At 61.9% G+C, this 11,408-nt stretch carries 9 protein-coding genes; 1 reads left to right on the top strand and 8 read right to left on the bottom strand.

Annotated features, from left to right (window positions below):
• Positions 1 to 261: 261 nt before the first annotated feature.
• The 4 genes from B8W69_RS04290 to B8W69_RS04270 all read right to left on the bottom strand — a co-directional run bounded on the left by B8W69_RS04290 (position 262) and on the right by B8W69_RS04270 (position 5,979).
• Positions 262 to 1,647: an AAA family ATPase gene (locus B8W69_RS04290; protein ID WP_085288719.1), complete on the bottom strand. Its 1,386-nt coding sequence runs from the start codon at positions 1,645 to 1,647 to the stop codon at positions 262 to 264.
• 1,292 nt (positions 1,648 to 2,939) lie between these two features.
• Positions 2,940 to 3,230, bottom strand: a complete 291-nt coding sequence (locus B8W69_RS04280; RefSeq protein ID WP_085288718.1) for a helix-turn-helix domain-containing protein — start codon at positions 3,228 to 3,230, stop codon at positions 2,940 to 2,942.
• 396 nt (positions 3,231 to 3,626) lie between these two features.
• Positions 3,627 to 4,217 carry a hypothetical protein gene (locus tag B8W69_RS04275; protein ID WP_085288717.1) on the bottom strand — a complete coding sequence of 197 codons (591 nt, stop codon included), beginning with the start codon at positions 4,215 to 4,217 and terminating at the stop codon, positions 3,627 to 3,629.
• A 304-nt stretch (positions 4,218 to 4,521) separates the two neighbouring features.
• Positions 4,522 to 5,979, bottom strand: coding sequence for an MmgE/PrpD family protein (locus B8W69_RS04270; RefSeq protein WP_165762547.1), 1,458 nt, complete (start codon positions 5,977 to 5,979; stop codon positions 4,522 to 4,524).
• A gap of 290 nt (positions 5,980 to 6,269) precedes the next feature.
• Here B8W69_RS04270 and B8W69_RS04265 point away from each other — a divergent pair, with 290 nt between their 5' ends.
• The gene (locus B8W69_RS04265; protein ID WP_085288811.1) at positions 6,270 to 7,505 is read left to right on the top strand and encodes a cytochrome P450; all 1,236 of its coding nucleotides are present in this window, start codon (positions 6,270 to 6,272) and stop codon (positions 7,503 to 7,505) included.
• A gap of 97 nt (positions 7,506 to 7,602) precedes the next feature.
• Here the strand turns inward: B8W69_RS04265 and B8W69_RS04260 are convergent, their stop codons facing one another.
• The 4 genes from B8W69_RS04260 to B8W69_RS04245 form a co-directional block, all read right to left on the bottom strand.
• Positions 7,603 to 8,262, bottom strand: coding sequence for a 3-oxoacid CoA-transferase subunit B (locus B8W69_RS04260; RefSeq protein ID WP_062886277.1), 660 nt, complete (start codon positions 8,260 to 8,262; stop codon positions 7,603 to 7,605).
• Positions 8,259 to 9,026, bottom strand: coding sequence for a CoA transferase subunit A (locus B8W69_RS04255; RefSeq protein WP_062886278.1), 768 nt, complete (start codon positions 9,024 to 9,026; stop codon positions 8,259 to 8,261). The genes B8W69_RS04260 and B8W69_RS04255 overlap by 4 nt, the downstream gene beginning before the upstream one ends.
• Before the next feature lie 138 nt (positions 9,027 to 9,164).
• Positions 9,165 to 9,860, bottom strand: a complete 696-nt coding sequence (locus B8W69_RS04250) for an SDR family oxidoreductase (protein WP_165762546.1) — start codon at positions 9,858 to 9,860, stop codon at positions 9,165 to 9,167.
• A gap of 114 nt (positions 9,861 to 9,974) precedes the next feature.
• Entirely contained in the window at positions 9,975 to 11,147 is a 1,173-nt protein-coding gene (locus B8W69_RS04245) for an amidohydrolase family protein (RefSeq protein ID WP_062886295.1), read from the bottom strand.
• Positions 11,148 to 11,408 lie beyond the last annotated feature (261 nt).

Raw genomic sequence — 11,408 nt, 5'->3', positions numbered from 1 at the left:
GCTGTTGCGTTCCATGTTCGCGCTACGTCATGTTGACGCGCACCGCTCAAGTTCAGCCCCAGAAGTGTTCTCAGGCTTTCGGTGAGCCCCGGGAGGGCAAGTCGGGGCGACTCTTTTGCGGCATGCTCCGCTTCCAGCGCGACCGGCCATTACCCGTCGAGCCGGCTCTTTGGTCAAGCCACTCCCGAGGCTCAAAGCCAATATACTACTAGTAGTGAATTAGTCCAGCCGCTTCAATGTGCAGTATCGCGCGGGTTTTGGTTAGAGGTATGTGCCAGTCGGGGTTTCAGCCCGGTAGCGGCCGCGTCCGACTTCAGCGAGGAGTGCCTCAGTACTGACATGTCGCTCAACGCCGGTGAGTACGGCCCGACGTACAAGCTCGCGGATGTCGCTTCCGCTGGTGTGTTGGGGTAGCGCGGCCGCAACTGTGCCGCTGTCGACGGCCCCGCCGCCGGGGAGAACGCGGAGCAGCGCGGTCAGGATGCGAGCGGAGGCGCTGCGGTCGGGGTAGCCGATCTCGATGACAGAGTCGAAGCGGCCGGTTCGTATCGCGGCTTTGTCTAAGGTTGCGGCGTCGTTAGTAGAAGCGAGGGTGAGGATTCGTGACTCGGGCCGAATATCCATGGCGCCGAGTAATTCTGACAGTCCGGCGCCGGGACCGGACGCGCGGTCTCGGCACCAGAGATCGACATCCTCGAGAATGAGCAGTACCGGGCCGCCGAGTTGTTGGGCTTCTTCGACAACGGCGGTCAGCAGTTGAACGCCGGCCTTGGCCTCGACGTAGATGACCGTGAACTCGCCGACGACTTCCTTCGCCACTACCGCGCTGACCGCGGACTTGCCAGTGCCGGGTGGGCCACACAGCAGGACACCGCGCCGTGCCCCCAGGCCGCTGGCGTTGAGGAGCTCGTGGCGATCTCGTACTGCTGCGATCGCCAAATCGATTTCAGTCCAGACCGTTTCTGGCACGATCACATGATCGCGGGTTGCCAGGGCGGGCAGGTCAATCACCGTGAAGTTGAGGCCCTTGACCGCGGTCGCACGGATTGCTCGACCACGAAAGGGGTTGAAGTCCGCGGCGCGAGCGGACAGCCGGTCCAGAATCTCGCGGGCAGCGGCTTGATCTCGCTGCAGCGTGCACACGCTGACTTCTGGTGCTCGCAAAACACTGTCGCGCGTTTCGATCCCAATGACGCATCCGATCGCAGCGATTGTTCCAGCGGGGAAGTGAACCTGGAGGCATTGAGGGTGGCGGTAGATTCGCCCACCGACCTTCGTCTGGGTCCACGATGGTGGCTGTGTGTGTTCACCAGAGCCGATCTCGCAGGATGACCCGTGGTCCTCGATCCATTGCGCTAACACCAACGCGGTCGTTAGCCGTGATACCGCGTTAAGCGCGCTTTGTTCATCGAGCAACTGGCCGCCGTCGATGACACACAAGCAGCGCAGTGCGAATTCTTCTGCTGTCTCGGTAGTTTCGGCATGGTCACCGACCCCGATCAACAACTCCCCGAGGGCATGCAGTGCCTGACCAACGCCAGGATCGAGACCACGTAGCCATTCGGCCACATCGGTGACAGGCCGGCGCCGCTCTGGCAAGTCAACCGATGTATCTACGGCCCGCGGGTCATAGTTCCGGGAGTTCATGTGCTCCTAAAGATCGTGGGATCGGTTTCGCGATGCGGCCAGACCCGCAGGGCACTGGCTAACACATCATCCGGTAGTCGGGGTTACGAGTTTGGCGGGCAGGCGATCTCGCTGATAGACACGATCTGGGAGGAGAGCCGCCAGTGCTCTGTCCGGTCGGGTTCGTGGGGATCGACAAGGTAGACCAGTGAGGTGGATCCGACCCGCGGCCAACGCTCGACACAGGTAATCGGCATGGGTTGGTTGTCGTAATCGAATGATCCCGAACGACTGCGGGGACCAGGCGAACGCGTGTAGGTCATCGCGTCGAGATCCCATACATGGGTGCTGCCTTGAGTCTCAACGAGCCAACAGCCGCCTACTCCGGGCGCCAGCGCAGCGACTTGCCGCGGCGCTGAGTTATACGCCGGCGCGGCTTTCCGGCTTGGTCGAGGACCGCTCACGACCGAACGGGGTGATCGCACGGAGGCCGGGTTGCCTTCTCAGGCAGGAAAGACCGCGGCGAGACGCCAAACAAACGGGCTAGCTGATCGACCATCACGATAGTGGGCGCAGCTTCGGCTCGGTATAAGCGGTAAATCTGAGTCCGTGACGGCGCAATTGCAGGAGACTGCTGTGCGAGCAGCTGATGAACAGTGAGAGGGGTAAGTTTTCTGGGCTTTCTCCTTTTATCGACCCGCTGAACACGGTGGCGCGCGGTGAGCTCTTGCAAGCGGTGAGCGAAGAACGCGACAACCGGAGAGCAAGACGATTGATTGATGGCTGGTAATGATGCTTTGTCCTTCTTGGGCACCTCAACTCCAACTGTTATGTGTGATGGATGACTTATTACTACTAGTAGTGATTACAAAATGCAATCTAAACCTAGTTGAGTGGTAGTTCAGCCGGCCCAGGGCCTCAGACGCGGCGAAGATCGATGTGAACCGGTATGCGGTGCGCAGCGGGACGACGGTGGTACGGAAGCCGCGAGGGTTACCCGTGATGGAACATTTTGTTTTTAAACGAGTGAACAACGAGTCCGAAAGCAGATTGATAACCGCATTTATAATCCGACCAATAAATGCGTATTGTTTCGGTGGTATAGATGGTTTAAATTGACCGGCCGCTCGCACTATCGGCAAATTTCTGGGTCCTAATAACGTTGGATTATCACTTCCTACCAAAGTTCGGAAACGCACGTCGTCAGGATTTAACGCCCCGCTCATCCACTAGCTTGCCTTTAGAAGGTCTGGTCCCTGCTGAATAATTCGAATTCTTCAGCCTCGACCAGCCCTTTGATTTTGCAAGAGGAGTTATTGCTTGCGCTGCCGTCGAGGACGGGTCGGTTCTTCTGGCGGCAGTAGCTCACGGGCTTCGACGCCTAGCGCTTTGGCGATGTCGTACAGCCGCTCGAACAGAAGGCCGCGGCGGCCGTGCTCGACATGGAGGATCACATTTAGGCTCACGCCGGAACTATGGGCGAGCTCTTCTAGCGTGAGGCCGCGTTCGTGCCGGAGGGCATGGATTTTCGCGCCGACCACGGCCCTGTGGCGAGCCCAATTTTCCGCCTTGGCGGGGTCAGTTTGGCTCGGACGGGTGGGCACTCAACAAGTACTCACGGCCACAGCAAAATAGTCATCGCTACTAGTAGTGAAAAATCATGAGGTCAGAACGTCGATGCATGCGGCCATCGGGGAAACACCTCCGGCTACGCGGATCTCTCGGTGTGGGAAAGATGCGCTCCCGCAACAGCTTTCCACAGGGATGTCGCGGTATTGTGACATCACCGCCCCAGCATACGCACCGGGAGCGCATGCGACCGCAAGGAGTTGGACCGACAGCGGAGCGATCGCGGACCCGGGCTCCACGATTCAGCAACCCAAGCGGGTATCGGTCCGCCCGGGGCTCGGTGCGCGGTCCTAGCGGCCCGCAACGTTCGCCGTGCGCGTAACGGAAGTAGACGCTTTAGCTGCGGCTGCAGCTGCAGACGAGGACCGGTCCTAGCTGGCCGCCCACCAGCTGATCTCGATGAGCTCAAACACCGGCTCAACCGCGCCGCCGTTAGTGAGCCAGTCCAAGACCGTGGTTCCACGTCCTGAGATGAGTAAGGCGTCCATGGGAGTCATCAGGAAGCCCGCGACGGCCGTCGGCTGCAAATCGGGAGGCAGCACCGCTAGTACCCGGTCGAGGTGGGGGACCAGTGTCAACGCCGAGCCTCCCTCGACGTCAACGAGGATGAACTGCGCAGTTGGATAGCGCCACAAGCCGTCCACCTCGATTGCCCACAATGTCCGCTCACGGCGCCTTTGGCGAACCACGGATTCGCTGACGCCAAGGCCCACCGCGACCTCGGCGTCTGAGTAAGAGGTGTCGATGAGCCGTGCGGTATCGGCAACCAGTGCGGCTACGGATTCGGCGTATGCCCCGGGAACGGCCACGAAGCCCACGCGGTCGAGCAGCTTCGCCTCATCGGCGTTCAACGTGGCGTGTGCTTGGTCACGGGGCGGCAGGGTCTTAAGCGCCGAAATGAACTCCGCTCGACTCAGATCCAAGCGGTCCCGCAGCAGTGCATCAAGTTCGTCAGCCGACATATGATTCCCAACGCTCAGGGTCAACGGTCGCAAGCCTATGCCTGACAGGTGGCTTTACAGGTCGCGGCGGCTAGTGGCCCACAGTCAGCCGCTCGATCGAGCAGACCCTACCGGTTCTTCGGAAGTTAACTGGAGTGAGGCGATCCCGGCAGAAATGCACGCATTATCGGTGCGATCGGCAGTTGCTGTGCAAGCAACGAAGGACTGTGAAAAGCCGGCGCGAAGGAGTCGACGGACTAGACAGTTGTCTCTACCAGCGGTCAGGTGGCCGGACAAAAACGCCAAAGTGGTTAGCTTGTTGGGCTTACGCGATCTCCTGCTGCAGCAGCGGCGCCAGTTCCTTCGCTACGTTGGTGACGCCCTCGAGGGTGAACAACACGTCGAGTGACTGTTCGACCTGGGCGGCCGAGAGGGCTGCTTCTGCGTAGATGCGGTACTTGTCCTTGACCTGGTCATCGGTCATCCTGGTGTCGTTCGACCACGGGTCGCCCCATACGTACTCGCAGCTTTCGCTGAATTGCTCTCCGCGGGCGCTGATCTCGACCTCGTTGGGGATGCGAGTGAAGCGGCCTGCGGCCAGCATCTGCTCGAAGATGGCTTTGCCACTGTCGGGGTGGCCTTCGACGACGACCTTGCGTGCGAACGCGAGGTATCGCGGGTCGTGGATGCTCTCGTTGTCCTGCCAGGAGGGCCCGAGGTCGGACCCGTGAGCGGCAGCGCCCAGCGCCATCGGGATGCTGAACTGTACATCCGACGGTGTCTGGGGGGCGTAGGTGGGTCCGAGCCAGTCCACGCCGCGTTCGAAGGTGCGAACGACGACCCGATCGATATCGTCGGGCTTGAGGTCGTGACGCTGAATAAGTCTGGTGAACAAGGATATTGCGGGATGGCCGTAGCGGCATGCCGAGTAGGGTTTGAATGAGGTTCGTGACACCTGCCATGTCTCCCCGAGTCCGTCGAGCAGGCGCTGCCGGTTGAGGCCCACGGTCCCGAACGCGCGCCAGAATTCTTCCGGGGCGTCAAAGATGTTCTGTTCGCCTACGAAACCTTTGCGCGCGAGCTGCGCGGCCATCACTCCGTTGATGCCCATCGAGCTGACGGGCGAGTACTTCAGCATGTGCTTGCCGGGTCGCAGGACTGGCGCGAAGAATTGTCCGGTCTCGATCGGCGCTGTCCAGCCCGCGAGTCCGAAGGCGTTGTTGTATTGGTCGGGTGCGAAGTCCAACAGCTTGCCGACCGCGCCGGCGACGATGAAGCCGTACCAGCCCAGACATCCCGGTACCGCCTCGATGTCACCAGTTGCTGTCACACGCATGAACTCTAACGCTCCGCCGACCCGGCAACCGACTTCATATCCAAGGGCTACTGCCGCGATCAGCGCTTCACCCGATAATTCCGAGCTTTCCGCGAATGCCAGGCCAGGGAAGACAGCCGCCACCCCCGGGTGGCTGAAACTCAGGTAGGTGTCATCGGCGTCGAGGTAGTTCCCCAGATACATGTTGGCCGCGGCAGCCACGGCGGGAGCCGCCGTCACCCTGGTGCCTACCACCGTGGCTGGGCCACCCACGCCCGGGCCGCCCATCTCAGCCGCAACCTCCACGGCCATCTGCGCCGCCGCGTGCTGGCGAGCGCCGAGGGCGCACCCCACCGTGTCGGCAATGAGACGCTTGGTGTCGTGGACAACCTGGGCCGGTAAATCATTGAAATGAACGTCGTGAATCAGATCGATGAGCTGAGCTGTAGCGGTGCTTTCATCGGCCACGATGTCCCAGCTCCTCTTGTTGGCTTTTAAAGCAATCGCGGGTGGTGTGGCTCAACTGTGTGAGCTGCGGTCACCTGAATATAGACGTCCGCAGGCGTGCCCCCGAAAACCATTTGACAACCACGTCAACAAGCATCGCTAGCGTCGATCAGCTGCAACGATGCGATATTGTTCGCAGCCGGTCGGACGCCACTTTAGGAAGTTGACAAAACTGTCAAGAGGTAAGCTAGCATGCAGCGAGACGGTGCCGCCAGACGTTTGCAGATCGCCCAACGATGGGACTCATGCCGATGACCGACACGAAAGCCGAGTCCGAGCCACGCTGGCGCGCCGAGGTGGACCTTGATCACCACTCGCCCGGGTTTCGCGAGGATCCGCACGGCAGGTTTCGCGAGATGCGCGAGTCGGGTTGCCCGGTCGCGCATTCCTACCACTATGAGGGTTTCTGGGCGCTGGTGGACTATGCCTCGGTTTTCGAGGCCGCCAGAAACGACGATCTGTTCAATTCCTACCCCTCGATCGCAGTGCCTGCTAGCGAGTTACCCCTTCCGATCCTGCCGATCGAGTCTGACCCCCCGGAAACCCAGAAGCTGCGCGACGTTACTCTCAAAAGGTTTTCTCCGGGGTCCGCCGAGCGGTTCCGCGACGCTGCCATCGAGATGACCAATGAGGCGATAGACGCCTTCATCGTGCGTGGCCACGCCGATCTCGTCGGTGAGTTGACGACGCCGCTGCCGGCGCGACTGATCCTGCGACTGTTGAAGTTTGACGAATCGCGGCACTCGAAGTGGGTGCGTTGGGTGCACTCGATGGTGCATGATCGCGCCCATGACCCGGAGAAGGCCGGGGTGGCTGGCATGGAGATGTTCGGCGAGATCGTCACTCACATGGAGCAACGGCGCGCCGAGGGCCTTGGTGACGACCTGTTCAGCGACATCCTGCGTGGCACCGTCGATGGCAAGCCGCTCGACGATACCCAGGTCACCATGTACACGGTGCTGATGATGTTGGGCGGCATGGATACTACCAGCGGCTTCACCGGCAACGTGCTGTTGCGGCTGTGCACGGACACCGAATTGCGGCAGCAGTTCATCGCCGACCCGGACCTGGTGAAGAAATCCGTCGACGAGCTACTGCGGTTGTACACGCCGACTCTGGGCCTGGCGCGCACGGTCTCCCGTGATGCCGAGTTCTTCGGCCAGCCGCTATGCCAGGGTGATCGTGCGATCCTGATGTGGGCGGCCGCCAACCGGGACCCGGTGATGTTCGCCAACCCCGATGACCTGGACCTGTCCCGGCCGAATGCCAAGAAGCACATGGCGTTCGGGGTGGGTATGCACCGGTGTTTGGGCTCGCACTACGCCAAGATGATGTTCGAGGTCATGACGACGCAGGTGCTGCAGCGGTTGCCTGACTTCGAACTGGCGGGCGAGGCGAAGATGTTTGAGGACGCAGGGGAGGTTTTCGCCGTTCGGGAGCTGCCGGTGAGGTTCACGCCGGGGCCGCGCGTTGGTGACACGAACTAGGCTTGACCGCAATGCCTTTGCCCGGGTGGCCCCAGGTCGCCCAGACGCAGGCGTTGCGGATGTCGTTGAGCGTCTCGGCTGATTTGACAGCGGCGCGTTAGGTGATGTCGATGACGAGGTCGGCGCCGGTTGCGGCGATGACGTCGGTCTCGGTGACGCCGGGCGCCAGTTCGCGCAGCACCAGGGTGCCGTCGCCGGGTACGTCGATGACGCAGAGGTTGGTGATGATGCGATTGACGACGCCTTGACCGGTGAGCGGCAGGGTGCAGGTCTCGACGATTTTCGGGTTGCCCGCTCGGTCGGTGTGCTCCATGACGACGATGACCCGGGCTGCACCGTGAACCAGGTCCATCGCCCCGCCCATGCCTTTGACCATCTTGCCGGGCACCATCCAGTTGGCCAGGTCGCCGTTTTTGGACACTTGCATGCCGCCGAGCACCGCGGTGTCGATGTGGCCGCCGCGGATCATCCCGAATGAGAGCGCTGAATCGAAATACGCTGCACCGGGATTGACCGTCACGGTCTCTTTGCCCGCGTTGATCAGATCGGGGTCGACGTCGTCCTGTTCTGGATACGGGCCGGTCCCCAGGATGCCGTTCTCGGAGTGCAGGGTGACGTTGACGTCGCCGCTGAGGTGGCCTGGAATGAGCGTGGGTAGACCGATACCGAGGTTGACGTACTCGCCGTCGACCATTTCCGCCGCGGCGCGGGCGGCCATCTCGTTGCGGTTCCACCCGGTGGGGGTCGAGTCGGTCATTGGGCCGGTCCTTGCGGCCCGCGCACGGTGCGTTTCTCGATCTTTTTGTGCTGTGGTCCGGTGTGCACGATGCGCTGGACGAAGACGCCGGCCAGATGCACTGCGGCCGGGTCGATCTCACCTGGTGCCACCAGCTCTTCGACTTGGGCGATGGTGATGCGTCCGGCCATCGCGGCCAGTGGGTTGAAGTTCATCGCCGTCTTGTTGAAGACGAGGTTGCCGTCGGTGTCACCGCGCAGGGCGTGCACGAGCGCGAAGTCGGCGTTGATCGACTCCTCCAGGACATAGCGCTTGCCGGCGAACTCGCGAACCTCCTTGGGGGGTGAGGCGACCGCGACCGATCCGTCCTCGGCGTAGCGCCAGGGGAGCCCGCCGTCGGATACGGGGCTGCCCACACCTGCCGGCGTGAAGAACGCGGGGATGCCCGCACCACCGGCTCGCAGGCGTTCGGCCAGGGTGCCCTGCGGGGTCAATTCGACTTCGAGTTCGCCGGCGAGGTATTGGCGGGCGAACTCTTTGTTCTCGCCGACGTAGGAGGCGGTGACGCGTCGGATCCGGCCGAGGCAGAGCAGGACGCCCAGCCCAACACCGTCGACCCCGCAGTTGTTGGAGAAGACCTCGAGGTTGGTCGCGGAGGACTGCGCGATCGCCTCGATCAGCCGGTCTGGGATGCCGCACAGGCCGAATCCTCCGACGGCCAGGGTGGCACCGTCGGTGATGTCCACGACGGCCTCGGCGGCCGAGCTGTACACCTTCGATCTCATGAGAATCCCTTTCGCGCGCATCGAGTCCACTCGTCGAACCGGTTAAGCGGTGAATCCCGCGCTGATCGCCGCTCCTGTGGGGTCGCGGAACGATTTCGACAACCGGGTCATTGGCGTTGCGCGTGTAGCTGATTTTCCTTAGGGAGCCACACGATTTTGCGGGGAGATGGTGACGATTGTTCCGGGAAACGCATCGATGTCAGAGACGATTTCCAACGCGCGGGATCCGATTTCCTGATCGGTCAGCCAGTCTGGCTCGGCGACGTCGCGCGTCGATCGGCCGTTGACGTGGGAGGCGATCATCAGCTCCCGGATATGCACGCCGGATCCGCGGGATTCCTTGGCGAAGCCTCGTATCAGGGATCGTTGGGCCGCCTGGGTCATCGATAGCGGCACCAAATTGGGAAACACGGCATCGGCCATTCCTCCACCGACCGCCAGGTACACCGCATTCGACTTCAGCAGCGGCAGGAACACTTTCGCGGCATTGAAATGTAACCGCAAGTAGCGATCAAAGTACTCAGCGATGTCGTCGAAGGTGCACTGTGTGAGGGGTCTCGCCGGCCACGGTGCGCCGATCGTGGTCACCACGGCGTCGAGTTGGTCGGCGCGGGCGTCGTCGGCTAGGCCTCGGGTACTAGTTTCGGTCGCCAAATCGCCAACAAGGGTGGTCAGTTGAGCATCCGGAGTCAGTCGGCGGACCTCGTCACTAAGGTCGCGGAGCTTTTCCGCTGAACGTCCGGCGCCGAGTACTTGCCAGCCGGTCGCCGCGAGTGCGCCCGCCACCCCCCGTCCGACATCTCCCGCCGCGCCGATAACGAGTACCTGCTTCACTGTGACGTCTCCGTTTCTGGGTTGCTGCCGTTGAGGGTCAACCACGACAAGGATTGGAGATTGGCCCGTGCAGGTTCCAGCCCTTGTAGGAGGCGACCAACTTGCCCACTTACATCAGGCGGTTGTGAGGGTGCGGGTGGGTTGCGGGTTGCGGATGGGGATGCCGAGGAGTCGGCGTGCATTGTCTCCCATGAAGTCTCGGGTGCGCTGTTCGTCCATGCCTTCGGCGTATCTGTAGTAGTCCTTGGGTTCGGCGAGCCCTTCGGGGTGGGGGTAATCGGAGCCAAAGAGCACTCTGTCCCAGCCGACGCGGGTGACGACGTCTTCAACGGAGCCCTCCCAGAAGGGACTGACCCAGATGTTGCGGCGGAACACCTCCAGGGGGTGTTCTTCGAAGGCTTGGGGCATCTTGGCGTACATGCTCTCGAAGTCCTCGAACAGCTGGCGGATCCATGCGCTGCCGTTCTCGACGCTGGCGATCCGCAGTTTCGGGAAGCGGGTCAAGGTGCCGTGGCAGATGAGACTGGTCAGCATGTCGGCGATTTCGCGGTGGCCCAGCACTATCCAGCGGAAGGCGCCCATTTCGAAGAAGCTGCCCGAGCCTGCCGGTTCCCACCGCTTGATGTAGCTGTCCAGTGGGGGTTGGCTGGCGTGCAGCACCACGGGTATGCCTGCTTGCTCGACGTCGCTCCAGAACGGGTCGAATTCGGGGAGAGCCGGCGAGCGCCAACCTCGGTAGCCCTTCACTGGTGCTGGTTTCATCAGCACCGCTTTGGCCCCGTTTTCCAGGACGTACGCCAGCTCGCGGCGCGCGTCGTCGACGAGGGCTGCGGTGATGACCGGGGTCATGTAGAGCCGGTTGTCGTAGGTGTAGCCCCAGGTTTCGAGCATCCACTGGTTGAGGGCGTGGATGATCGCAACGACGAGTTCGGGGTCCTCGGCGGCCGAGTGCTCGACGAGGTTAGCCAGCGTCGGGTAGACCAGTGCTTCGTCCACGCCGTGGGCGTTCATCATGTCGATCCGGGCGGCGGGGTTGCGGAAGGCGGGGATCGAGTCGATCGGTTCTCCGGTCATCTCCCGCAGGCTCAGTCCCTCGGGGTTGTTTCCGGCGTAAAACTTCTCATGGGCTCCGGGGGCCGCGACGCGGTCAAAGGTGGGGTTGGGGATGAAGTCGGTGATCTTGTCCAAGATGGAGATTCGGGTGTGCCGCCCGATCTGGACGAACTGCACCGCCTTGCGGAACCGTTCGGGCAGGTGCTTGGTCAGCGCGTCGGGTGTCTCGTACATGTGCTGATCGGCATCGAAAATTGGGGCGTTGGGGAAGTTGTCCACGCTTGATTCCACCTCGAGTTAGACGTTGTCTGGCTGAGGGTAGAGCGAATTGACAAAACCGTCAAGAAGCTGATCTAGGGCACTGAGCTGGCATTACAGCGACCGGATTCAAGGTGGCGGCAGAGGTGCCAACACTGGTTGACAAACTCGTCAACGAATGGGTTACGATGCGGGAGAGGCGCCGCCAGATGCTGTGCCGGGGTGCGCGATGCGCGA

Origin of the sequence: Mycolicibacterium vulneris (assembly GCF_002104765.1) — a bacterium.
GTDB lineage: Bacteria > Actinomycetota > Actinomycetes > Mycobacteriales > Mycobacteriaceae > Mycobacterium > Mycobacterium vulneris.
The sequence above is the reverse complement of the archived record's forward strand: the minus strand, read 5'-3'. Positions and strand labels throughout refer to the sequence as shown.

Excerpts from the sequence above, each read along its gene's own strand:
- B8W69_RS04245 (WP_062886295.1), bottom strand. The coding sequence starts at position 11,147 with ATGTACGAGACACCCGACGCGCTGACCAAGCACCTGCCCGAACGGTTC.
- B8W69_RS04260 (WP_062886277.1), bottom strand. The coding sequence starts at position 8,262 with ATGACCGACTCGACCCCCACCGGGTGGAACCGCAACGAGATGGCCGCC.
- B8W69_RS04275 (WP_085288717.1), bottom strand. The coding sequence starts at position 4,217 with ATGTCGGCTGACGAACTTGATGCACTGCTGCGGGACCGCTTGGATCTG.
- B8W69_RS04290 (WP_085288719.1), bottom strand. The coding sequence starts at position 1,647 with ATGAACTCCCGGAACTATGACCCGCGGGCCGTAGATACATCGGTTGAC.
- B8W69_RS04265 (WP_085288811.1), top strand. The coding sequence starts at position 6,270 with ATGACCGACACGAAAGCCGAGTCCGAGCCACGCTGGCGCGCCGAGGTG.
- B8W69_RS04255 (WP_062886278.1), bottom strand. The coding sequence starts at position 9,026 with ATGAGATCGAAGGTGTACAGCTCGGCCGCCGAGGCCGTCGTGGACATC.